General features: G+C 72.1%; 17 protein-coding genes and 1 pseudogene. 8 read left to right on the top strand and 10 right to left on the bottom strand.

Translation table 11 applies throughout. The annotated features are described in order from the left end of the window. Window positions 1–52: 52 nt before the first annotated feature. From CG723_RS00160 to recA, 4 genes are all read right to left on the bottom strand, one after another. Window positions 53–2,593 carry an FtsX-like permease family protein gene (locus CG723_RS00160; RefSeq protein WP_100591088.1) on the bottom strand — a complete coding sequence of 847 codons (2,541 nt, stop codon included), beginning with the start codon at window positions 2,591–2,593 and terminating at the stop codon, window positions 53–55. Next, window positions 2,590–3,315 carry an ArsR/SmtB family transcription factor gene (locus tag CG723_RS00155; RefSeq protein WP_100591087.1) on the bottom strand — a complete coding sequence of 242 codons (726 nt, stop codon included), beginning with the start codon at window positions 3,313–3,315 and terminating at the stop codon, window positions 2,590–2,592. The genes CG723_RS00160 and CG723_RS00155 overlap by 4 nt, the downstream gene beginning before the upstream one ends. 210 nt (window positions 3,316–3,525) lie before the next feature. Next, window positions 3,526–4,293 carry a recombination regulator RecX gene (gene recX, locus CG723_RS00150; RefSeq protein ID WP_100591086.1) on the bottom strand — a complete coding sequence of 256 codons (768 nt, stop codon included), beginning with the start codon at window positions 4,291–4,293 and terminating at the stop codon, window positions 3,526–3,528. 3 nt (window positions 4,294–4,296) lie between these two features. After that, window positions 4,297–5,421: a recombinase RecA gene (recA, locus tag CG723_RS00145; protein ID WP_100591085.1), complete on the bottom strand. Its 1,125-nt coding sequence runs from the start codon at window positions 5,419–5,421 to the stop codon at window positions 4,297–4,299. 816 nt (window positions 5,422–6,237) lie between these two features. Between recA and CG723_RS00140 the strand changes: the two genes are divergently transcribed. The 3 genes from CG723_RS00140 (at window position 6,238) to CG723_RS00130 (ending at window position 7,887) form a co-directional block, all read left to right on the top strand. Then, window positions 6,238–6,480, top strand: a complete 243-nt coding sequence (locus CG723_RS00140) for a hypothetical protein (RefSeq protein ID WP_100591084.1) — start codon at window positions 6,238–6,240, stop codon at window positions 6,478–6,480. A 151-nt stretch (window positions 6,481–6,631) separates the two neighbouring features. Beyond that, window positions 6,632–7,069, top strand: a complete 438-nt coding sequence (locus tag CG723_RS00135; RefSeq protein WP_100591083.1) for a hypothetical protein — start codon at window positions 6,632–6,634, stop codon at window positions 7,067–7,069. Continuing rightward, window positions 7,069–7,887 carry a hypothetical protein gene (locus CG723_RS00130; protein WP_234374063.1) on the top strand — a complete coding sequence of 273 codons (819 nt, stop codon included), beginning with the start codon at window positions 7,069–7,071 and terminating at the stop codon, window positions 7,885–7,887. The genes CG723_RS00135 and CG723_RS00130 overlap by 1 nt, the downstream gene beginning before the upstream one ends. 25 nt (window positions 7,888–7,912) lie before the next feature. Here CG723_RS00130 and CG723_RS00125 read toward each other — a convergent pair whose 3' ends face one another. Continuing rightward, window positions 7,913–9,193 carry an AI-2E family transporter gene (locus CG723_RS00125; protein ID WP_199841612.1) on the bottom strand — a complete coding sequence of 427 codons (1,281 nt, stop codon included), beginning with the start codon at window positions 9,191–9,193 and terminating at the stop codon, window positions 7,913–7,915. A gap of 59 nt (window positions 9,194–9,252) precedes the next feature. Next, window positions 9,253–9,447: a DUF3046 domain-containing protein gene (locus CG723_RS00120; protein WP_100591081.1), complete on the bottom strand. Its 195-nt coding sequence runs from the start codon at window positions 9,445–9,447 to the stop codon at window positions 9,253–9,255. Window positions 9,448–9,526: 79 nt separating this feature from the next. Here CG723_RS00120 and CG723_RS00115 point away from each other — a divergent pair, with 79 nt between their 5' ends. Beyond that, window positions 9,527–10,480, top strand: coding sequence for a hypothetical protein (locus tag CG723_RS00115; RefSeq protein WP_100591080.1), 954 nt, complete (start codon window positions 9,527–9,529; stop codon window positions 10,478–10,480). A 19-nt stretch (window positions 10,481–10,499) separates the two neighbouring features. Here CG723_RS00115 and CG723_RS00110 read toward each other — a convergent pair whose 3' ends face one another. After that, a complete protein-coding gene (locus CG723_RS00110) occupies window positions 10,500–11,684 on the bottom strand; it encodes a PucR family transcriptional regulator (protein WP_100591079.1) in 1,185 nt (394 codons plus the stop codon). Window positions 11,685–11,848: 164 nt separating this feature from the next. Here CG723_RS00110 and CG723_RS00105 point away from each other — a divergent pair, with 164 nt between their 5' ends. After that, on the top strand, window positions 11,849–13,240 hold the full coding sequence (locus tag CG723_RS00105) for an alkyl sulfatase dimerization domain-containing protein (protein ID WP_100591078.1): 1,392 nt from the start codon (window positions 11,849–11,851) through the stop codon (window positions 13,238–13,240). After that, the gene (locus tag CG723_RS00100; protein ID WP_100591077.1) at window positions 13,240–14,550 is read left to right on the top strand and encodes an MFS transporter; all 1,311 of its coding nucleotides are present in this window, start codon (window positions 13,240–13,242) and stop codon (window positions 14,548–14,550) included. The genes CG723_RS00105 and CG723_RS00100 overlap by 1 nt, the downstream gene beginning before the upstream one ends. A 45-nt stretch (window positions 14,551–14,595) precedes the next feature. Here CG723_RS00100 and CG723_RS00095 read toward each other — a convergent pair whose 3' ends face one another. From CG723_RS00095 to CG723_RS00085, 3 genes and pseudogenes are all read right to left on the bottom strand, one after another. Then, complete coding sequence (locus CG723_RS00095) at window positions 14,596–14,904, bottom strand: AzlD domain-containing protein (protein ID WP_100591076.1); 309 nt, start codon at window positions 14,902–14,904, stop codon at window positions 14,596–14,598. After that, window positions 14,901–15,776 carry an AzlC family ABC transporter permease gene (locus tag CG723_RS00090; protein ID WP_442802515.1) on the bottom strand — a complete coding sequence of 292 codons (876 nt, stop codon included), beginning with the start codon at window positions 15,774–15,776 and terminating at the stop codon, window positions 14,901–14,903. Before CG723_RS00090 ends, CG723_RS00095 begins: the two co-directional genes overlap by 4 nt. A gap of 140 nt (window positions 15,777–15,916) precedes the next feature. After that, window positions 15,917–16,672, bottom strand: a pseudogene (locus CG723_RS00085) (AraC family ligand binding domain-containing protein); the annotation flags it as partial. 111 nt (window positions 16,673–16,783) lie between these two features. Between CG723_RS00085 and CG723_RS00080 the strand changes: the two are divergent. Together CG723_RS00080 and CG723_RS00075 are read left to right on the top strand one after the other, a co-directional pair. After that, on the top strand, window positions 16,784–21,703 hold the full coding sequence (locus CG723_RS00080) for an ATP-dependent helicase (protein ID WP_100591074.1): 4,920 nt from the start codon (window positions 16,784–16,786) through the stop codon (window positions 21,701–21,703). A gap of 140 nt (window positions 21,704–21,843) precedes the next feature. Beyond that, window positions 21,844–22,674: an Fpg/Nei family DNA glycosylase gene (locus tag CG723_RS00075; protein ID WP_100591073.1), complete on the top strand. Its 831-nt coding sequence runs from the start codon at window positions 21,844–21,846 to the stop codon at window positions 22,672–22,674. Window positions 22,675–22,680: the final 6 nt, after the last annotated feature.

The following is a 22,680-nucleotide window of genomic DNA, read 5'->3' as shown; positions in this document are numbered from 1 at the left end:
GTGATGGTGGGCACCCCCGAGGTAAGGGGCGCCCACCATTGCGTACTGCCCCTTACTCCTTGGCTGTTGCCACCTCGACCGGACGGGGCTTCAGGGCGGCGCGGCCTGGCAGCGCGGTCGCGGTGAGCGCGAGGAGTCCGGCGGCGGCGATCACGGCCATGTAGACGAGGGGTGTGACGGCGGGGGCGGCGCTGCCGGTCATGCCGACGCTGAACGCCGTCAGGACGGCCAGAGCGATACCGCTGCCCAGAGTCGTGCCGATGAACAGCACGGCGAGGGCCTCGGTGCGTAGCATCCTCAGGACCTGACGGCGGGTGGCGCCGGCGAGACGGAGCATCGCGAACTCCCGGATGCGTTCGGAGACCGACATCGCGAGGGTGTTCACGACGGCGATCGCGGTGAACGCGAGGATCAGGCCCATGGCGAGGAGGTTGACCTCGGCGTTGTCCTGCTGGCGTTCGGCCTGGAGGTCGTCGGCCGCCGCGGGGGCGAGGACGCGCAGACCCGGGAACTCCCGAACGGTGCCCACGAGTTGTTTCTGTGTACGGCTGGTCCTGACGAGTACGGAGGAGGCGAGGGGATTGTCGACGTGCCGGGCCACCAGATCATGGGCCAGGGTCAGATCGCCGAAGCCGAGACCCTTCGCGTAGACGGCCGTCACGGTGAGGGTGGCCGGTGTGCCGTCCCCGAGCGTCAGCTTCAGCCTGCTGCCAGGCTTCAAGTGGAGCTGGTCGGCGGCGAGTTCGCTGACGGCGACGCCGTCCTGCCGGAAATCCTTGAGCGATCCCGCGGTGACGTCCGGGTCCCACGTGCGGGTGAGGCCTTCGCGGGTGATTCCCTGAGCCGGGTACTTGGCAAGTCCTACGCGCACGGTGGTGCAGACGACCTCGGTCGCGACGGTGCCCTTGGTTTTGCGGATCTCGCGTGCGGCCTCGGCGGGCACACCAGGACCCTGCGCCGCGACGATCCAGTCTGCCCGGATGCCTTCGCGTGCCTGGGCGCGGGCCGCGTTGCCCAAGGTCGGCTGGGTGAAGAGGACGGTGCAGGTCATACCGATGAGGAGGGCGAGCGGGGTGACGACGGCGGCCATCCGGGCCGCGTTGCCGCGGAGGTTGGCGGTGGCCAGTTTGCCGCCGGGTCCCGCAAGGCCCAGAGGTCCGGCGAGGAGGGCCGCGGCGCCCTTCACCAGGAGCGGGCCGAGCAGCGCGACGGAGGAGGCGAGGACGACAACGGCTAGGAAGGTCACGGGAGTTGACGCGGGTTCGGTGCGCAGCACGCTGAGTACGGCAACGAGGACGGCGCCGCCCGCGAGAAGCGCGATTCCGGCTGCGATGCGGCCCCAGGTGGGCCGAGAACGCTCGACCCTGGCCTCCGCGAGCGCTTCGGCGGGGCGGATACGGGCGATGCGGCGGGCTGAGATCTGGGCGGCGGCCCAGGCGCCGAGCAGCGTGGCGCCGACGGCCGCGAACAGCGGGAAGACGCTGACGGTCCGTTCGAGGGTCGGCGGCACCGCTCCGAGTGCGACGAAGCGGTGGTACAGCCACCCTCCGAGCGGAAGCCCGGCGAGGGAGCCGAGGACGCCCGCGGCGGCGCCGACGATGAGCGCCTCACGCCCGAGGAGCTTGCGGATCTGCCCGGGCGTGGCGGCGATGGCGCGCAACAGGGCGAGTTCGCGGTGGCGTTGCTGGACGGAGAGCGCGAAGGTGCCGACGACTACCAGGACGGCGACGAGGAGGGAGGTGCCGCCCATCGCGCCACCCATGCTGACGAGCTTGATGCGAGCCCCCGCGGCGTCGAGGAACTCGACGGGGCCTCGGGCGTCGCCGGTGGCGACCTGGGCGGTCGTGCCGTCGAGAGCCTTCGCGACGGCACGCGCCAGCTCTGCCGGCTTCTGGCCGGAGGCGGGGATGACGCCGATGGCGGTGACCCGGCCGGGGTGGTCGGCGAGGCGCCGGGCCTCTGAGGTGGTGAAGAACAGCGAGGTCTGGTGGGTCACTGACGCGTGCCCGGCGGGCGCGGCGATTCCGGTCACGCGGTAGGTGCGCGGTGCCTGGGTGGACTGGACGGTGAGGCTGTCTCCTGGCGCCAGGTGGGTGCGGTCGGCCAGGTCCCGGTCCACGACGAGGTCCTGGGGCTTGGTGGGTGCGGTGCCGGTTGTCAGCGCGTAGGGGGTCAGCGCGGCGGAGTCCCAGGCATGCCCGTACGCGGGCCGGTCGGGGTCGGCGGCTCCTGGCGACAAGGGATGGGCCAGGAAGGTGAGTTCGGGGACGATCCGCTCGACGCCCGGGAGGTCGCGGAGCCGTCGCGCGGTGTCCTCAGGCAGCCAGGCCCGCTCGGCGATCGGTTTGGCCTTGTGCTTGACCTTGGTCTTGCCCTTCTTGTGCTTGACCGTGGTCTTGTGGACGTTCTGGTCGGCGGATACGACGACGGGGGCGGCCGCGTACCGCTCGGTGCGGATGGTGCCGCGCAGGCCGGTCTCCAGAAGGGTGCCGCAGGCCGTGATGAGTGCGGCCGCGCACATGAGGGCGAGGAAGGCACCGAGGAACCCCCCTTTGCGGTCCCGGACGGTGTGCAGTGCGTAGCGCAGCATCATGGCGTGTCCGTCTCTGCGGTGTTGTCGAGGGCCTGGATTCCCTCGGCCGGGGTCTGATTCCCGTCGGCCGGAGCCCGGCGCGCCGGGGCCTTAGCGTCGTTGGGGCGGGCGTCGTCGGCGTCGTCGGGGTGGGCCGGCGCGGGGAAGGCGAGCAGGCGGGTCAGGACGGTGCGTGCGCCGTCCGGAGTCTCGCTGTCGGGGCGCTTGTAGCGGTTGAGGAGCGCGATGAACTCCTCGAAGAACGCGCGGAGTTCGGGCAGCGTGAGTCGGATCGTGCCGCGTGAGTACGGGAAGGCGTCGGCCCACTCCCCCAGGTTCTGCCCCTGCCGCTGGAGCCGCTCGAAGAGTTCGAGGTCGGCGGCGTACGAGAGGTGGTTCAACTCGTCCATGACGAGCCGGGTTTCGGGGTTCTGGCGGCTGTGGGGTGGGAAACGGCGGTCGCCCGGGACGGCTCGCCACCAGCGCTCGCGCCCGCCCACACTCTGGTCCTGGGGCGAGCTCTCCTCGGTGAATCCGTAGCGGGCCAGCTCACGCAGGTGGTAGCTGGTGGCACCGGTGTTGAGCCCGAGGTCGCGGGCGAGCATCGCCGAGGTCGCGGGGCCGTGGAGGGTGAGGTGCTGGAGGATCTGCTGGCGGCGGGGCTGAGCCAGCGCCTTCAGAGCGCTGAGATCGCTCAGCTCCTGGCCGCCGGCGGGAGTGGCGGAGCCGGGTTCCGGTGTCATGCGTACACAGTCGCCTGTGCACACATCCTTGTGCACTGCGGTGACCAGGCGTCATGACCCGGGGGTTAACCCCACCTGGGTGAGGGCGAGGGCGGCGTCGGACCCCCGTACCGACGCCGCCCTCCCCCTCACCAGGCGGAGCTCACCAGCTCCTCACCCGGCAGAGCTCAGCCCCTTACCGAGGAAAGCTCAGAGTCCTCACCCGGGGGGCTAGAAGTCCCCCAGCCCGAGGTCCTCGGTCTCCTCGCCCTCTTCCTCCAGCGCCTGGCGGACCACCCTGAGCGCCATGCCCTCCGGGTATCCCTTGCGGGCGAGCATGCCCGCGAGGCGGCGCAGGCGCTTGTCGCGGTCGAGGCCGCGTGTGGAGCGGAGCTTGCGGGCCACGAGCTCGCGGGCGGTCTCCTCCTCCTGCTCGGAGTCGAGCTGCCCGACGGCCTCGTCGATCACCGTGGAGTCCACCCCCTTGGTGCGCAGCTCCCGGGCGAGCGCCCGCCGGGCCAGCCCCCGGCCGTGGTGCCGCGACTCCACCCAGGCGTCCGCGAAGGCGCCGTCGTTGATCAGGCCGACCTCCTCGAAGCGGGACAGCACTTCCTCCGCCACCTCATCGGGGATGTCCCGCTTCGCCAGCGCGTCGGCGAGTTGCTTGCGCGTACGCGGTTGTCCGGTGAGCAGGCGCAGGCAGATGCCGCGCGCCCGCTCCGCCGGGTCGGCAGGCGGCTCCCCCTTCTCGGCCCTCGACGAGGTTGGGGAGCCGCTGCCCTGTCGTCCTCCGGCCGCTTCGCCGAAGCTGCCGCGCCGACGGCCACGACTGCGTCCGCCGTCACGAGTACCGCCACCGCCCCGTGGACTGTCGCCGTCACGCGGTCCGTCGCCGTCACGCGGCGCCCCGTGCCCGTCCAGGTCGCCCGGGCTTCCGTCGCCCAGGTCCGCCGGGGAGGTGGAGTAGGCGTGATCGGCCCAGTCGGTTCGTCGCGTCACGGACTAGCTCTTGACCGCCGCGGCCTTGGACTTGGTGGCCTTGGCCGCGGGCGCGGGCACCGTCTTGGCCGCGTCCTCGGCGGGGGTGGCACCCGCCGCGTCGGCACCGGGCTCGGCCGTGGGCGCCTCCGGCTTCACACCGACGCCCAGCTTCTCCTTGATCTTCTTCTCGATCTCGTTGGCCAGGTCGGGGTTGTCCCTCAGGAAGTTGCGCGCGTTCTCCTTGCCCTGGCCGAGCTGGTCGCCCTCGTACGTGTACCAGGCGCCGGCCTTGCGCACGAAGCCGTTCTCCACGCCCATGTCGATCAGGCCGCCCTCGCGGCTGATGCCCTGGCCGTAGAGGATGTCGAACTCGGCCTGCTTGAAGGGCGGCGCGACCTTGTTCTTGACGACCTTGACGCGCGTGCGGTTACCGACCGCGTCGGTGCCGTCCTTCAGCGTCTCGATACGGCGGATGTCGAGTCGCACCGAGGCGTAGAACTTGAGCGCACGGCCACCGGTCGTCGTCTCCGGGGAGCCGAACATCACGCCGATCTTCTCGCGCAGCTGGTTGATGAAGATCGCGGTGGTCTTCGACTGGTTGAGCGCGCTGGTGATCTTCCGGAGCGCCTGGCTCATCAGGCGGGCCTGCAGACCCACGTGCGAGTCGCCCATCTCGCCCTCGATCTCCGCGCGCGGCACCAGGGCGGCGACGGAGTCGATGACGATCAGGTCGAGCGCGCCGGAGCGGACCAGCATGTCGACGATCTCGAGCGCCTGCTCGCCGTTGTCCGGCTGGGACAGGATCAGGTTGTCGATGTCCACGCCGAGCTTCTTGGCGTACTCGGGGTCCAGCGCATGCTCGGCGTCGATGAAGGCCACCGAGCCGCCGGCCTTCTGGGCGTTCGCCACGGCGTGCAGCGTCAGGGTCGTCTTACCGGAGGACTCCGGCCCGTACACCTCCACCACACGGCCGCGCGGCAGACCGCCGACGCCGAGGGCCACGTCGAGCGCGGTCGACCCGGTGGGGATGACCTCGATGGGCTCATTCGGCCGCTCGCCCATGCGCATCACTGCGCCCTTGCCGAATTGCCGTTCAATCTGTGCGAGCGCGGCGTCGAGCGCCTTCTCGCGGTCAGTACCTGCCATGGGTTCCACCCGATTTGCTTGAGTCGATCGCTTCACGTCAATGACGCTAGCGCCTGCCACTGACAATCGGCCTCGGCGCCCGTCCGCCTGTGGATAACTCGAGGCTCACAGCCCTGCCGCTCTCACCGAAATCCCCGGAAACACTGGGGAGAGAGCCGCCAGACACTCCATAAGAATGGATGTTCGATTTTGATGTCAAGCGCACCACGCGCACCACGCGCCCTGCGAGCGGAAGCTCGTAGACTCTGGCGCTCCCCGAGGCGGCTCCGGGGCTCCCGCGGCCTGGAGGGTTCGCAGATGCCCTTGCCCCTGCGCTGCAGAACGCGCGGTGCTGTCGGCTGTACTCATCCTCTCTCCGGCCGGGTGCGGGCCGGATGCGAGCGATTCCGGGAAGGCCTCGCGCACGCGGGCTTCGCCCACGCCTGCCTCGCCCTCCGCCGGTCTGCCGGAGGGGGACAGCTGGCGCAGCGCGTACGTCAGCGAGTCCGGCGACGCCGAGATCAGGGATGTCGCCGCCGCCTCCGCCACCGAGGACTGGGCGATCGGCCGCGGCAGGTTCCATGTCAGCACCGCAATCGAGAAGGCCTCCGGGTACTCGATGTTCTTCCTCCACCACGACGGAAAGAGGTGGCGGGACTACGGCTGCCGCCGAGCTGCCGAAGCTCGCCACCCTCGGGCTGACCGTCCTGGAGGCATCCGGGGCCGGACAACGTCTGGCTGTTCAGTACCGATCTTCCGCTGGGCACCCTGGGGACCGACCCTGCCTTCGTGCGCTGGGACGGCAAGCGCCGGCGGGAGGTGCCGCTCCCTCCGTCGATGACGGACAAGGTGGGGAACGCGGCGGTCTTCGCCCCCGACGACGTCTGGCTGCTCGCCGGAGAGCAGAGGAGGCCGCCCCCAGGCCATCGGCCGGACGGCGAGCAGGCGGCGTGGCACTGGGACGGCAGCCGGTGGACCTCCGTCCCGCAACAGGTCTGGGGCGTTGGGTACATCGGGTCGGGCGGGGCCGACGAGGAGAACTTCTACCACGGCGTGGTGGTGACCTACAGCTCCTCCTGAGAGCCCGGTCTCGACCAGCAGCCCGGCCTGAAGCCAGGCCATCACCGGCAGGCCACCGGCCGCTCCCCCCGCCGGGGATACTCCCCCCGGCGTACAGGCGGTGTCTTCGGCCGGGGGCGACGGCGCGTCCCCCGGCCGCGAGGCTTGCGCCATGGAGAACGCGCAGAACCACCGCCCGGGGATCCCGCAGGACCAGCTCCCGGAGCGCCCGCGAGACCGCCGCCCGGTCCGGCGCCCCACCGTCGTCGTCACGCTCGCCGCCCTGGCGCTGCTCGCCCTGTCGATCGTCGGCCAGATCGTGGCCGGTGCGGACTACCCCGCCGTGCCGCCCGGCCTCGTCATCCCGGTGGCAGCCGCCGCGCTGCTGGCCTGGCGGCCGAACCGCCGGACCGCCGGGCTCGCCCTGGCCGTCGGCCTGTTCATCGGCGTCGGCGCAGTCGTCACCCCCGACACCGGAGACCACCTCTCCTCCGGCGACTCCCTGCTGATCGTCTCCACTCTGGCCGAGCTCCTCGCCCTCGCCGGCACGGTCGTGGCCGGCGCCGTGTCCGTACTGCGGTTCGGCCGTCCCAAGGAGGTGCGCGTCTGATGTCCTCGCCCACTACAGCCACTCCCCTGCCGGGCCCGACAGGCCCCGCCCTGACCGGCGCGGTACGGGACCTGTGGCGCGCCGCCCGCCCCTCCGAGCGCCTCTGCTGCGCCACCGGCGCCGTACTCACCCTCTCCGGCCTCGCCCACCTGCTGGTCTTCGCGGTCGACGGAGGGCCCTGGGGCGGCCCTGTCTCGTGGCGCAAGCCGGTCACGTTCGGCGTCTCCTTCGGCCTGACGCTGATCGCGCTCACCTGGGTGACGTCGTATCTGCGGATCGGCGACCGCGCCAGGAACGTACTGCTCGTCGTGTTCGCCGCCGACTGCGTCCTGGAGGTCGGCGGGATCACCCTCCAGGCATGGCGGCGGGTGCCGTCGCATCTCAACATGGAGTCCGGCTTCGACACCGCCGTGTCCATGTCCCTCGCGGTGGGCGGCGGGATCCTGGTCGTGCTGCTCTCCGGGTTCGCGGTCGCCTCGTTCCGGCGCCGGCCGTCGGGGCCCACGGGGATGCCGCTCGCGCTGTGGTCCGGGTTCGCGATTCTGCTCGTCGCGCTGGCGTCCGGCGCCGCGATGATCGCACGCGGAGTGATCCTCACGAAGACCGGCCACCAGGAGGCGGCCTACCACTCGACCGCGCCCCTCAAGCCGCTGCACGGCGTCAGCCTGCACGCCGTGCTCGTCCTGCCCGCGATGGCCTGGCTGATGTCCCGTACGGCATGGAGCGAGAGGACCAGGAACGGCGTGATGCGCGGTGCGGTCGCCTGCTACCTGGCAGCCGTCGCCGCCGCCGGGATCTGGGCGGCGATCACCTACTGAGACCTAGGAGGCCCGCCCAGGACGCCTACTCAGAGCCGTCGCGGGTATCGTCCGCGTCCCGTTCCGGTTCCGGCCCGGTCGCCGCTTCGCCCCTCGGATCGTCCGGATTGCGCAGGGCGGCCCGTATGCGCGCGAAGGGGGACGAACCGGATCTGGTCCGATGGCCGTGCACCCGCGGGTCGTCCGTGACGGCATAGCGCTTCACGTACGCCCCGAGGAAGGCCTGCAGCGTCGCCACCGCGGGGATGGCGATCAGTGCGCCGACCGCGCCGAGAAGCGCCGTGCCCGCGATGACGGAGCCGAAGGCGACCGCCGGGTGGATGTCCACGGTCTTCGCCGTCAGCTTGGGCTGGAGCACATAGTTCTCGAACTGCTGGTAGACGACCACGAAGATCAGCACCCACAGCGCGTACCAGGGGTCGACCGTGAAGGCGATCAGCATCGGCAGGGCCCCCGCCAGATACGTGCCGATGGTCGGGATGAACTGGGACACGAGACCGACCCAGACGGCGAGCACGGGCGCGTAGGGCACGCCCAGGGCCTGGAGCAGGATGTAGTGCGCGATCCCGGAGATCAGTGCCATCAGGCCGCGCGAGTAGAGATAGCCGCCGGTCTTGTCGACCGCGATCTCCCAGGCGCGCAGCACCTCGGCCTGCCTGGCGGGCGGCAGCACCGAGCACAGCGCGCGCCGGAGCCGGGGGCCGTCGGCGGCGAAGTAGAACGAGAACAGCAGAATCGTCAGCAGCTGGAACAGGCCTCCGAGGACCTGCCCCGACACGTCGAGGACGCCGCTCGCGCTGTTCTGCACGTACTTCTGGAGCCAGTCGGAGTGCAGCAGACTGTCCTGGATCGCGACCCTGCTCAGTTCCGTGTGGAACGTCTGGTTGATCCAGTTGATCACCGAGTCGAGGTAGGCGGGAAAGTCCTCGACCATGCTGACGATCTGGCCCGCGAGCATCGAGCCGAGCAGGACCACGAAACCCGCGCCGGCGATCGTGACGCCCAGGAAGACGATCCCGGTGGCCAGCCCCCGGCGCATGCCGCGCCCGGCCATCCAGCTGACCGCCGGCTCCACGGCGAGCGCCAGGAAGAACGCGATCAATACGTTGATCAACAGCCCGGTGAGTTGGTGGAACGCCCAACTGCCCAGCTGGAAGCAGGCGATGAGGGCCAGGGCGAGCACCATGGCCCGCGGCAGCCAGCCCGGCATCCGCGCACGCGCGCTCGCGGCCCCGCCCCCGGGGGGCGTCGGGCCGGGCGGGGAGGCGTCGGCTGTCGCCTGCAAGGTCTCGTCTGTGGGTGCCACGGAGCCAGTCTCGCCCACGCCGCTGACAGCCGGGCACCGCCCCCGCTCGTTCGAGCAGGTCAGCGGTTCTCCGACGGAACATTCATCGTGGCGCACACCGCACGCCACACGTCCTTCGCCTCCCAGCCGGCGTCGAGCGCCTCGTGCACGGTGCGCCCACCGAGTTCCGTCATCACATGATCACGCGCGAATGTTTCGGCGTAGCCAGGACCGAAGTGATCCGCCATCCGCTGCCAGAAGACCGTCAACCGCATGCCACCAGTATCCCGCCCCTGAGAGTGCAGCCCGGCACGGAAGGCTCACCGAGAACGCTTTCCGTCCTACGGTCGGTGCATGGCCGAAAACGGAGCATCCCCACTCCCTCAGACCACCTCGGCGCCCTCCCCGCTCTCCCGTGCCGAGCACTTCATCTGGCTGACCGCGCGCGTGCTGGAACAGCGCCGCTTCGCCTACCACTTCCTCGGCGCGGGCCGGGCGGGCGCAGACGCCGTCGAGACCGCCCTCGCCGCCTACCGCAACGAGGACGAGGGTTACGGTCACGCCCTCGAACCCGATCTCCGCGGCCCGGTGAGCCAGCCGCTGCACACCGGGCACGCGCTGCGGGTCCTCGACTCGATCGGACGCTGCAGCGGCCAGCGGGTGGAGCGGGTGTGCCGCTACCTGACGTCCATGTCGACCCGCGAGGGTGCTCTCCCGGCGATCCATCCCAGCCAGCGCGGCTACCCGTGCGCGCCCTTCATGCCCGTGGTGGACGACCCGCCGAGCGAGCTGCTCGCCACGGGCCCCGTGGTCGGCCTGCTGCACCGCAACCAGGTGTGGCACGCGTGGCTGTTCCGGGCGACCGACTTCTGCTGGGCCGCGGTCGAGTCCCTGAAGAAGTCCCATCCCTACGAGGTCGAGGCGGCCGTGGCCTTCCTGGACGGCGCGCCCGATCGCCCGCGCGCGGAGGCGGCCGCCGACCGGCTCGGCCGGCTCGTGCGCGAGCAGCGGCTTGCGCTGCTCGATGCCGAGCGGCCGGAGGAGTACCCCGTAGCGCCCGGGTACGCGCCAGGTGAGCACCACCTTCCGCACGACTACGCGAAGACTCCGGAGTCACTGGCGCGCGCGTGGTTCACGGACGAGGAGATGGCGCGCTCGCTGGACTTCCTCGCGGGCGAGCAGCAGGACGACGGCGGGTGGCCGATCCGCTGGCGCCAGTGGGCTCCGGCGGTCGCACTGGAGGCGCGCCCGATGATGACGGTCGAGGCGCTGCGCACGCTGCGGGCGTACGGGCGGCCCATCGCCTGACGCCTTCGTGGGCGGCACCTCAGGAGGTGTCGGCCGCGTCCCTCAGTAGAAGCGCGGCGATGGCGAGTGCCGTCCCGCGCGGAGCCGACAGGTCGATGCCCGTCTGCTCGCCGATGCGGGCGAGCCGGTTGTCGACCGTGTTGGGATGCAGGCCGAGCGCGGCGGCTGTCGCCCTGCGGTCCTGCTGGTGGGCGAGATGGGTCCGCAGGGTCTCCAGGAGTTCGGGCCGGTCGGCCACCGGGTCCAGGAGGGCCGCTATCCGGTGGCTCGTCTCGCTGGGACGGGACAGGTGGTACTCCAGGAGCACGTCGTCCAGTCGGTGCAGTCCGGCCGGGATGCCGCACGCGCGCGTGATGCGCAGGATCTCGGTCGCGGTGCGGGCCGCCGCGGTCACCTCCTCGGGGCCGGCCGCCTGCACGGCGGCCACCCGGACCTCGAACCCGCCGGCCTTGGCGAGGCGGCCGGCCAGATCGTCGGGGGCCGGGCAGTCCTTGGGCACGATGACCCGCCCGCCGTCGGCCTCCAGGAGCGCGAACACTTCCACTCCGAAGGCGTGGTCCAGGGCGGTCTGCACCCGACGCAGCCTGCGCCGCACGGCGACCCGTCCCTCGGCGGGATCCGCGTCGAGACCGAGGGCCAGTACGAGCGCGGGCCCTTCGAGGCGGAGCTGGTCCAGGAGGACGTGCCCGGGCGGGACCATCCCGTCGAGCAGGCCGCGCACCAGGGAGCGGACCTGGGCCCGCTGCTCGGCCTCCAGGGCGGACCGCTCGTCGAGATACGTCTCCGCCACGGCCCCCACGATCCCCGGGTGCGACTGCAGCAGTACGTCGACGAGTTCGACCAGCGCGCCTTCCTCACCGGGGCCCGCAGCGTCACGCAAGGCCCGCCACAGGACGTAGGCGCCGTGTGCGTGGGTGCGTAGGAGGAGGTGCAGCGGCATGCCCTCCTCGGCCCGCTGAGCGGCGCGCTCGCGGAACAGCCGGAGGCTGCCGGGCTGGACCAGGTCCGGCTCGCTGACACTGCGCAGAAAGAGCCGTACGCCGTGCCGGGCGGTCGCGGCGACTTCCAAGTCCTTCACGTCATCGGGAAGTTCGGCGTATCCGGGCAGTTCCTCGAACGACTCGCGAGCCATGCGGCGGGCGAGTTCGTTGACTCTCGGTTCACACCGCGCGGCCAGGGAGCGGGCTTCGGGCGACAGGGCCACTGTTCCTCCATTCCCCCATGGACGTGGACCGGGCACTGCGTTTGTGACGCGTCACATTACCCACGGGTGGGACATGTGACGTGAGGCGGTGTTCGATCTCACACCTGGGGCCGAAACTCGTGGCCGGTGGCGATCGACCGCACTGCACACAAGGAGCCGAGGACATGACCGAACACAAAGAGCGGGGCACCCAGCACGCCGCGTACGCCGACTACATCGACCAGGTCTGGCAGGGCACCGAGACGCTGCTGCCTCATCTGACGGGCACGTACTCCGGAAGTGAACTGGTGCGCCTGCGTGACCGCGTGGGCTTCTTCCCGGCGTTCGCCAACGTGGCGGCCTTCGACACGGGCGACGGCGTGGTCCTCGTCGACTCGGGCGACTTCCGTACGGCGGACCAACTGCACGAGGCGGTCACCGGGTTCGGCGCGGGACCGCTGCGCTCTGTGGTGTACACGCACGGCCACGTGGACCATGTCTTCGGAGTGGCCCCCTTCGACCAGGAGGCCGACGAGATCGGCGGACCGCGCCCCGAGGTGATCGCCCACGAGGCCGTCCCCGCGCGGTTCGACCGCTACATCAAGACGGCGGACTACAACTCCTGGATCAATCGCCGGCAGTTCGGAGTGCCCTCCCTGGAGTGGCCCACCACGTACCGCTATCCGGACGTCGTCTACAGGGACCGTCTCACCGTGCGGCGCGGGGAACTGACGTTCGAGCTCGTGCACGCGCGCGGGGAGACCGACGACCACACCTACGTATGGATCCCCGAACTCAGGACGCTGTGCACGGGCGACCTGTTCATCTGGAACGCGCCGAACGCGGGCAACCCCCAGAAGGTGCAGCGCTATCCGGAGGACTGGGCGCGCGCCCTGCGCGCGATGCAGGAGCTCGGCGCCGAACTCCTGCTGCCTGGGCACGGCGTTCCCGTCGTCGGCTCCGACCGCGTGCACCAGGCTCTCGACGACACCGCGCGCCTCCTGGAGTCGCTGTGCGAGCAGACCAGGGAGCTGATGAACGCGGGCCACCGCCTCGACGCGGTGATCCACGGGGTCAAGGCCCCGGAGGACCTGCTGGCGAAGCCGTACCTCCACCCGGCCTACGACGAGCCGGAGTTCGTCGTGCGCAACCTGTGGCGCCTGTGGGGCGGCTGGTACGACCAGAATCCTGCGCACCTCAAGCCCGCCCCGGAGGCGGACGTCGCGGCCGAGTTCGCACGGGCCGCGGGCGGGGCGTCCGCGCTGGCGCTACGCGCCTCCGAGCTGCTCGCCGCCGGGGAGCTGCGCCTCGCCTCGCATCTGGCCGAGACGGCGGCTCTGGCGGCGCCCGCCGACCAGGAGGTGGCACGCGTACGTGCCGACGTGTTCGCACAGCGTGCCCTCCAGGAGACGTCGACCATGGCCCGCGGTGTCTTCCACTGGGCCGCGGCCGAGTCGGCGGCCGCGGCCGCCGGCACGGACGTACAGACGGAGTTGACGCGCTCCCCGGCGGGACGCAAGCGGGCCGAAGGGGCGATCAGCGTCGGTGTGGTCGACGACGAAGACGGCTGCTGCTGATGAGCCGGGCGTGGCGCACCACGTGGCTGCTGCTCGCCTTCATGCTCGTGAACTTCGCGGACAAGGCCGTGCTCGGGCTCGCGGGCCCCGAGATCCGGGCGGACTTCGGCATCACGCGGCAGGAGTTCGGCACGGCGCAGTCGGCGTTCTTCACGCTGTTCTCGCTTGCCGCGCTCGGGGTCTCGGCCCTGACGCGGCGCGTGCGGACGACGACCCTTCTGCTGGTGCTCGCGCTGCTGTGGTCGGTGGCGCAACTGCCGATGCTGTGGGGAGCGGCCGGGTTCGGCACACTGCTGGCCACCCGCGTGCTCCTCGGTGCGGCGGAGGGGCCCGCCTCCCCGGTCGCCATGCACCACGTCCACGGCTGGTTCCCGCAGCGTGAGCGGGCCCTGCCCACCGCGGTCCTACTGGTCGGCGCAGCGGCGGGGGTGGCCGTCGCATCGCCAGTGCTCACCTGGGTGATCACGCACTGGGGCTGGCGCTGGTCGTTCGGTGTGGTCGGTATGGCGGGACTTCTGTGGGCCGTCTGCTGGCGGCTGTGGGGCACGGACGGGCCGCTGGCCCCGTCGGTCACCAAGAAGCACTCCGAGGCCGCAGAACGGACGCCCACGACAGACACAGTGCCGTTGCGCGCCATCCTGATCTCCGGCACGTTCCTCACCGCCGCGTTCGGCTCGTTCGCCGCCTACTGGTCGATGAGCACCATGCTGACGTGGGCACCGGACTACCTGGAGAGCGTCGTCGGCTGGGACCTGCACCAGGCGGGCACGATGGTCGGCCTGGGCGCCCTCGCCAGCGGGGCGGTCATCCTCGGCCACGGCCTGATCGCCCAGCGGTCCGCCCGCAAGGGCACACCCCGGCGCCTGCCGCCAGGGGCTGGAGCGGGTCTCCTCGTCACCGTCGCGGGCTGTGCCACCGCTGTGTACGGCACGACGGATTCCCTGGCAGTCAAGGTGCCCATGATGCTCGGCCCCATGGCGCTCGCCATGGTGATGCTGACGGTGGCGTCCACGGCCTGTGCCCGCATCGCTCCTCCGGCCCAACGCGGCGTCGTCCTGGGCACCTTGACCTTCGTCTACGCACTGGGCGGCATCCTGTCGCCCCTCGTGCTCGGCGGCATGGTGGACCGCGCGAGGACCGTGTCGGCCGGTTACGAGGAGGGCTGGCTCCTCACCGCCGGGCTGCTGGTGACGGCGGGGGTGCTGGCGGCGCTCTTCTGCCGCCCTGAGACAACGGCCCGGCGGCTCGGCCTACCGGAACCCGCGGCGGGGTCGGTGCCGCAGGTGCCGGTGGTGCCGGTGGTGCACTGAGTGTGGGTGGCAGGCGCGCAAGGGGTCCACGCGCGCGTGGGGAGCTCAGCCCGTGACGGCGCGCAGTCCGGCCGTCACCACGACGGCCGCCGCGACGACGACCAGGAACGGCGCGCGCAGGATCAGCGCGACCGCCGCCGCGGCCAGCCCGGCCGCCTTCGCGTCGAGGACGAGCGTGGTGCCTTCGGCGAAGGTCTGCTGGGCCGTGAGCGCGGCCAGCAGGGCCACGGGGAGCAGCGCCGCCAGTCGTCGGACCAGAGGCCGTTCCAGGGCACCGGCGGGCACGAGGAGGCCGATGAGCTTGACGGCGTAACAGCCGACTGCGGTCACCGCGACCGCGATCCAGATGTTCATCGGTCCTCTCCTTGTCGGCCGTCGGCCTTCTGCGAGGTCACTCGTGAGTTCTCGTCCGGGCTCTCGTGCGGGCTCTCCCCGGTCTCCGTCCGTGCCGCCCGGCGCCCCTCTACGTAGAGCACGGCCGGCGCGGCGAGTGCGGCCACCAGGACCGGCACACCGGCCGGCAGGACGGGCAACAGCCCGAGGCCGAGGACGACGGCGATACCGGCCACGGCCCGTTCCGTTGAGGTCCGCAGCATCGGCGCGAGCAGCGCCAGGAAGACCGCTGGTCCGGCCGCGTCGAGCCCCCAGGCGTCGGTGTCGCCTATGGCCTCCGCGCCGAGCGCCCCGAGCAGGGTCGTGAGGTTCCACAGCACGTACAGGGTGAGTCCCGTGACGGTGAAGCCGATACGGGCGCTGCGGCGCGTGGGCTGGGCGAGCGAGACGGCCGTGGTCTCGTCGATGACCCAGTGCGCGGCGAAGGGGCGCAGCACGCGCGGGAGGGCGAGCAGCTGGGAAAGGCGCAGCCCGTAGAAGGAGTTGCGCACGCCGAGGAAGAAGGCGCCCGCAGCGGCGGTGAGCGGGTTGCCGCCGGCCGCGATCGCGCCCACGAGGGCGAACTGCGAGGCCCCGGTGAACACGAGCAGGCTGAGCGCGCAGGTCTGGAGCGCGCTGAGGCCGCTGCCGGCCGAGGTCACGCCGAAGGCGAATCCGGAGAGTCCGACGGCGACGCCGACGCCGAGCGCGTCCCGGACGACGGCGGAATCGGCCTTCTCAGGCCCTCCGCCTCCAGGCCCACCTGCTCCGGGCCTGCCCTCCCCGGGAGTCCCTGCTTGCCCAGGCTCGCCCGGCTCCCGTGCTGATCCGGCGCGTCCCGATCCGGTGCATATCGCTGTGGATGTTGTCTGTTCTGCCACGCCTCCGACGGTACGAGGGAGCGCGCGGCCGGGTCTTGTACGTTCTTGCGCTCCCGCTGGTAGGCGCCGGGCGGTACGCCGACGATCCGCGTGAAGTGCCGGTTCAGGTGCGGCTGGTCCGTGAAGCCGACTTCCACGGCCGCGTCGGCCGGTACCGTGCCGCCGTCCAGGAGGCGGCGGGCGGCCCGCACGCGCGCGTCGGTGAGCCAGGTGTGCGGCGGCATGCCGTACGCGTCCCTGAAGGCGCGCAGCAGAGCGAACGGGCTGGTGCCGAGTTCGGTGGCGAGGGTCTCCAGGGACGGCGGCTCGGCCATCCGCTCGACGAGCACGGCACGCGCGCGTGCCGCGATCGAGGCGCCGGCGGACCGCATGGGGCGCGCAGTCATGGGCTGCCCGTGATCGCGCAGCAGCCGCGCGACCACGATGCGCAGCAGACTGTCGGCGGCGAGCGCGTTGCCCTCCTCGGCAGCGCGGTGCACCTCACTGATGAGGTGAGCCGCCTGCGGGTCATTCACGATCGGCTCGGCGAACGCCGCGGTCCCTCGGACCGCCATGGTCTCGCCCGCGATCTCGGCTATGACATCGGCCGACGGGTAGAGCGTGTGGTAGGCCCACCCTTCGGGCTCCCCCGCCCTCGCAGTGTGCGCCACCTCGGGGTTGATCATGACGACGGTGCCGGGGCCCGCGTGCACCGTGCCCGTCGGCAGGCCCACGTCCTCGACCCCGCTGTTGACCGCACCGAAGACGTACCCGTCGTGGCTGTGACGGGGGAAGGTGTGACGGACGTAGCGCGCCCGCAGCAGGTCGAGGCCCGGCAGCTGTTCGTAGCGCCAGTGCCTGGCCCATTCCTTCGTTCTCGAACCTGCCATGTGTTCCATTCTGCGCCACGACCGGGCCGCGCCACCCCGCCGCCGACGTCAGGATGCGGAGCGTTTGCGCAGGTCCGGGCCATTGTCAGTGGGGAGGTGCACGATGGGTACATGGTCAGGTCCGCACGCAGCCCGCTCGACGGTTTCTCCCCCGCGACCCGCAGTTGGTTCACGGGGGCGTTCTCCGCGCCCACGTCCGCACAGGCCGGGGCGTGGCAGGCCATCGGCGAGGGCTCGGACGTGCTGGTCGTCGCGCCGACGGGTTCCGGCAAGACGCTGGCCGCGTTCCTGGCCGCCCTGGACCAGCTGGCGTCGACACCACCGCCGGCCGACCCGAAGAAGCGCTGTCGCGTCCTGTACGTCTCGCCGCTCAAAGCCCTCGCGGTCGACGTGGAGCGCAATCTGCGCAGCCCGCTCACCGGTATCCGGCAGGAGTCGGTGCGCCTCGGGCTGCCCGAGCCCGAGGTGAAGGTCGGCATCCGCTCCGGGGACACTCCCCCGGCCGAGCGCCGCGCCCTGTCGACCCGGCCCCCGGACATTCTGATCACGACGCCGGAGTCGCTGTTCCTGATGCTCACGTCCGCCGCGCGTGACGCGCTCACGGGCATCGAGACGGTGATTCTCGACGAGGTGCACGCGGTCGCGGGCACCAAGCGCGGCGCCCATCTCGCGCTGTCCCTGGAACGGCTCGACGAGCTGCTGCCCCGGCCCGCCCGCCGGATCGGACTGTCTGCGACGGTCCGCCCTGTCGACGAGGTGGCGCGCTATCTGTCGCCGCAGCGCAAGGTGGAGATCGTCCAGCCGCGCTCGGGCAAGGAGTTCGACCTCTCGGTAGTCGTCCCCGTGGAGGATCTGGGCGAGCTCGGCGGCTCACCCGTCGCCGACTCCGACCAGGGCGCGGAGCGGCCGTCGATCTGGCCGCATGTCGAAGAGCGCATCGCCGACCTGGTCCAGTCGCACCGCTCGACGATCGTCTTCGCCAACTCCCGCCGCCTGGCCGAGCGCTTGTGCAACCGGCTGAACGAGATCGCGTACGAGCGGGCGACGGGCGAGGCCCTCCCCGAGGACCACGCACCGGCCGAGCTGATGGGGGGCTCGGGCGCGGCGAACGGAGCGCCGGCGGTCATTGCCCGCGCGCACCACGGATCGGTCTCCAAGGAGCAGCGCGCCCTCGTCGAGGAGGACCTCAAGGCGGGCCGGCTGCCCGCCGTGGTGGCCACGTCCAGCCTCGAGCTGGGTATCGACATGGGCGCGGTGGACCTCGTCATCCAGGTGGAGTCCCCGCCCTCCGTGGCCTCCGGCCTCCAGCGCGTGGGCCGCGCGGGACACCAGGTGGGCGCGGTCTCCACGGGCGTGGTCTTCCCGAAGTACCGGGGCGACCTCGTCCAGGCGGCGGTGGTCACCGAGCGGATGCGCACGGGCTCCATCGAGTCCCTTCGTGTCCCCGCCAACCCCCTGGACGTGCTGGCGCAGCAGCTGGTCGCGATCACGGCGCTCGACACGTGGCAGGTGGACGACCTGCTCGCGCTCGTCCGCCGTGCGGCCCCCTTCGCGTCGCTTCCGGAGTCCGCGTTCACCGGCGTTCTCGACATGCTCGCGGGCCGCTATCCCTCCGACGCGTTCGCCGAGCTGCGTCCACGCGTGGTGTGGGACCGCATCGCCGGCACGGTCACCGGACGCCCCGGTGCCCAGCGCCTGGCCGTCACCTCCGGGGGCACGATTCCGGACCGCGGCCTCTTCGGGGTGTTCCTCGCCGGATCCGACCCCAAGAAGGGCGGCGGGCGGGTAGGTGAGCTCGACGAGGAGATGGTCTACGAGTCCCGGGTGGGCGACGTGTTCACCCTCGGTACGAGTTCCTGGCGCATCGAGGACATCACGCGCGACCGCGTGCTGGTCTCCCCCGCGCCGGGCGTCCCGGGCAGGCTGCCGTTCTGGAAGGGCGACCAGCTCGGCCGCCCGCTCGAACTGGGGCGCGCGGTGGGCGCGTTCCTGCGCGAGGTCGGCTCCCTGTCCACGGAGGACGCGCGGCTCCGGCTGCTCGCGGCGGGCCTCGACGCGTGGGCCGCCGACAATGTGCTGGCCTATCTGTCCGAACAGCGCGAGGCCTGCGGCCACATCCCGGACGACCGGACCATCGTGGTCGAGCGGTTCCGTGACGAGCTGGGCGACTGGCGGGTCGTCGTGCACTCCCCCTTCGGCGCGCAGGTGCACGCCCCCTGGGCGCTCGCCCTCGGCGCCAGGCTCGGCGAGAAGTACGGCATGGACGCCCAGGTCATGCACGCCGACGACGGCATCGTGCTGCGCCTTCCCGACGCCGACCTCATGAGCCTCGACCTCCTGGACCAGGAGCCCTCGAAGGCCGGTTCGGAGTACGACGCCGACCAGGCGCCCCTCGGGGCCGCCGACGTCGCCTTCGACAAGGGCGACGTCAGCCAGATCGTCACCGACCAGGTCGGCGGCTCGGCCCTGTTCGCGGCCCGCTTCCGCGAGTGCGCGGCCCGCGCCCTGCTGTTGCCCCGCCGCAACCCCGGCAAGCGCACCCCCCTGTGGCAGCAGCGCCAGCGCGCCTCCCAACTCCTCCAGGTGGCCAGCGAGTTCGGCTCGTTCCCGATCGTCCTCGAAGCCGTACGGGAGTGCCTCCAGGACGTCTTCGACGTGCCCGGCCTCGCGGAGTTGATGGGTGACATCGAGTCCCGCAAGGTCCGCCTCGTCGAGGTCACCACCCCGGAGGCCTCCCCGTTCGCCCGTTCCCTCCTGTTCGGCTACGTCGCCCAGTTCCTGTACGAGGGCGACTCCCCGCTCGCCGAGCGGCGCGCCGCCGCCCTCTCGCTGGACTCGCGGCTGCTCGCCGAACTGCTCGGGCAGGCCGAGCTGCGCGAGCTCCTCGACGCGGACGTGCTCGCCGAGCTGGAACAGGAGCTCGGGTGGCTCACCGACGACCGCCGCATCAGGGACGTCGAGGGCGTCGCGGACCTGTTGCGCGTCCTCGGGCCGCTCACGGACGCCGAGTTGGCGGATCGGGGCGCCGAGCCGGGGTGGGCCCCGGAGCTGGCGTCCGCCCGCCGCGCCATCCGAGTCCGTGTCGCGGGAGCCGACCACTGGGCGGCGATCGAGGACGCGGGCCGGCTGCGGGACGCGCTCGGCACCGCGCTACCCGTGGGCGTACCCGAGGCCTTCACGGAGCCCGTCAAAGATCCCCTGGGTGACCTTCTCGCCCGGTACGCGCGCACGCACGGCCCGTTCACCTCGGCCGCGGCCGCCACCCGCTTCGGCCTCGGCGCGGCGGTAACGGACGGCGCGCTGCAACGCCTGGCGGCGAACGGGCGGGTGGTGCAAGGCGAGTTCCATCCGGCCGCCATCGGCCAGGAGTGGTGCGACGCGACGGTGCTCCGGCGTCTGCGCAGGCGTTCGCTCGCGGCCCTGCGGCACGAGCTGGAGCCGGTCCCGCCCGCCGCCCTCGCCCAGTTCCTGCCCCAGTGGCAGCACTTGGGCGGGCAAGGGCTGCGCGGTGTCGACGGTTTGGTGCGCGCGGTCGAGCAGTTGCAGGGCGCGTCCGTACCGGCGTCCGCCCTGGAGAAACTCGTCCTGCCGTCCCGGGTTTCGGGCTACACGCCCGCGATGCTCGACGAACTCACGTCGTCGGGCGAGGTCGTGTGGGCGGGCGCGGGCTCCCTGCCCGGCAAGGACGGCTGGGTCTCCCTGTACCTGGCCGACACGGCACCCCTGCTGCTGCCCGCGCCGCACCCCCTGGAGCTCACCGCCCTCCACCAGTCCGTCCTGGACACGCTCTCCGGTGGCTACGGCCTGTTCTTCCGCCAGATCGCCGACCAGGTCCGCGCGACGACGCACCCCGACGCCACCGATCCTCAACTGGCGGACGCACTCTGGGACCTGGCCTGGTCCGGGCGGCTCACGAACGACACGCTGGCCCCGATGCGCTCCCTCCTCGGGTCGGGCCGCACCGCGGGATCCACGGCTCATCGCGCCCGCCGCACGATCCCGCGCGGGCGCTACGGGGGCCTCACCGCCGCCGCGCGGACCGCCTCCCGCTCGGGCCCGCCGACCGTCGCTGGCCGCTGGTCACTGCTGCCCACAGTCGACCCCGACCCGACAGTGCGCGCCCACGCCCTGGCCCGCACGCTCCTCGACCGGCACGGCGTGGTGACCCGGGGCGCCGTCGCCGCGGAGGGCGTGGAGGGCGGTTTCTCCGCGGTGTACCGCATCCTGTCCGCCTTCGAGGAGAGCGGCCAGGCCCGGCGGGGGTACGTCGTCGAGGGCCTCGGCGCCGCGCAGTTCGCGATGGACGGGGCGGTGGACCGCCTGCGCGCGGCCGCGAACGCACGCGATCGCGGGGATGCCCCGCCCGACCCCTACGCCGGTCCGCCCGGCGCGCCCACGCCCCCCACGACCGACCCGTCGGCTACCTGGGACCCGTCGTGGTCCACCGCCACAGGACCGCACACCATCCCGGACTTCCCCCCGAACTTTCCTCCCGGCTTCTCCCAGGACGCCGTCCCGGATTTTTCCCCGGACTTCGCGGAACACAACGCCCGGCCCGCACCCGGCCGCCCAGGCCCAGGCCCAGGCCCCGATCGCACCCCGCGCCGCCGAAGAGCCGCGTCCAGAGCCGTCGTTCTCGCCGCCGCAGACCCGGCGAACGCCTATGGCGCTGCCCTGACCTGGCCCGACTCCCCCACCGGCGCCGGACACAAGCCGGGCCGCAAGGCGGGCTCCCTGGTCGTGCTCGTCGACGGCGAGCTGACCCTCTACATGGAGCGCGGCGGCAAGACCCTGCTGGCCTGGCCGGCGTCCGAAGGCGACGTCGGCGCGCTCTCCGCGGCCGACGTCGCCGAGGACTCCCGGCTGCCCGCCGCCGCGGAGGCACTGGCCGACGCCGCCAGAGCGGGTTCCCTCGGCACGATCACCGTGGAGCGGATCAACGGCTCCGCCGCTCTGACCTCTCCGTTCTCGCCCCTCCTGGAAACAGCCGGCTTCCATGCAACCCCGCGAGGCCTACGCCTGCGCGCATAGACCCGACCCCGCACGGATCACGCCCACCCGCCCCCCTCCGACGTCACCCCAAACCCTCACCGGCCCACCGCTCCCCCATGCCGCCCACCGCTGCCCCACGCCGACCACCCCACCGCTGCCACCCGTGCCACCCTTGACCCATGCCCGAAGGAGACACCGTCCTGCAGACCGCGCGGCGTCTGCACACCGCCCTCGCGGGCCAGGTGCTCATCCGCTCCGACCTGCGCGTCCCCCGCTTCGCCACGGCCGACCTGACCGGCCGCACGGTCCTCGACGTCACCCCGCGCGGCAAGCACCTCCTCACCCGCATCGAGGGCGGCCTCACCCTGCACTCACACCTCCGGATGGACGGCTCCTGGAAGGTGTACGCACCGGGAGAGCGCTGGACCGGTGGCCCCGGCCACCAGATCCGCGCCATCCTCGGCAACGCCACCCGCACCGCCGTGGGCTACCGCCTCCCCATCCTCGAACTCATGCGCACGGCCGACGAGATCAAGGTGGTCGGCCACCTCGGCCCCGACCTGCTCGGCCCGGACTGGGACGCCGAAACGGCCCTGCGCAACCTCCTCAGTGACCCGGCTCGCCCCCTCGGCGAGGCACTCCTCGACCAGCGCAATCTCGCGGGCATCGGCAACGTCTACAAGTCCGAGCTGTGCTTCCTACTCCAGGTCACCCCATGGCTGCCCGTCGGCGACCTCCCCGACGAAACCGCCGCTCGACTCCCCGAGCTCGCCAAGAAGCTCCTCGAAGCCAATCGCGACCGCCCCGCACGCGTCACCACCGGCAGCGGCCGCCCCGGCCAGCGGCTCTACGTCTACGGCCGGGCGCCTCGCCCCTGCCTGCGCTGCCGCACCCCGATCCGCGTGGCCGACCAGGGCGACGGCTCCCGCGACCGCCCCACCTACTGGTGCCCCTCCTGCCAACACGGCCCGGCCCCACGCCCGTACGCCAAGCCTGCGCACGCCAGATAACGAAGC

The sequence above is a fragment of the Streptomyces sp. CB01635 genome (genome assembly GCF_002803065.1).
Lineage (GTDB): Bacteria > Actinomycetota > Actinomycetes > Streptomycetales > Streptomycetaceae > Streptomyces.
The sequence above is the reverse complement of the archived record's forward strand: the minus strand, read 5'-3'. Positions and strand labels throughout refer to the sequence as shown.

Bases quoted from the DNA above. Each gene is read 5' to 3' on its own strand.
- CG723_RS00160 (WP_100591088.1), bottom strand. From the start codon at position 2,593: ATGATGCTGCGCTACGCACTGCACACCGTCCGGGACCGCAAAGGGGGG.
- CG723_RS00155 (WP_100591087.1), bottom strand. From the start codon at position 3,315: ATGACACCGGAACCCGGCTCCGCCACTCCCGCCGGCGGCCAGGAGCTG.
- recA (WP_100591085.1), bottom strand. From the start codon at position 5,421: ATGGCAGGTACTGACCGCGAGAAGGCGCTCGACGCCGCGCTCGCACAG.
- CG723_RS00140 (WP_100591084.1), top strand. From the start codon at position 6,238: ATGACGGACAAGGTGGGGAACGCGGCGGTCTTCGCCCCCGACGACGTC.
- CG723_RS00135 (WP_100591083.1), top strand. From the start codon at position 6,632: ATGGAGAACGCGCAGAACCACCGCCCGGGGATCCCGCAGGACCAGCTC.
- CG723_RS00130 (WP_234374063.1), top strand. From the start codon at position 7,069: ATGTCCTCGCCCACTACAGCCACTCCCCTGCCGGGCCCGACAGGCCCC.
- CG723_RS00120 (WP_100591081.1), bottom strand. From the start codon at position 9,447: ATGCGGTTGACGGTCTTCTGGCAGCGGATGGCGGATCACTTCGGTCCT.
- CG723_RS00115 (WP_100591080.1), top strand. From the start codon at position 9,527: ATGGCCGAAAACGGAGCATCCCCACTCCCTCAGACCACCTCGGCGCCC.
- CG723_RS00105 (WP_100591078.1), top strand. From the start codon at position 11,849: ATGACCGAACACAAAGAGCGGGGCACCCAGCACGCCGCGTACGCCGAC.
- CG723_RS00100 (WP_100591077.1), top strand. From the start codon at position 13,240: ATGAGCCGGGCGTGGCGCACCACGTGGCTGCTGCTCGCCTTCATGCTC.
- CG723_RS00095 (WP_100591076.1), bottom strand. From the start codon at position 14,904: ATGAACATCTGGATCGCGGTCGCGGTGACCGCAGTCGGCTGTTACGCC.
- CG723_RS00080 (WP_100591074.1), top strand. From the start codon at position 16,784: ATGGTCAGGTCCGCACGCAGCCCGCTCGACGGTTTCTCCCCCGCGACC.
- CG723_RS00075 (WP_100591073.1), top strand. From the start codon at position 21,844: ATGCCCGAAGGAGACACCGTCCTGCAGACCGCGCGGCGTCTGCACACC.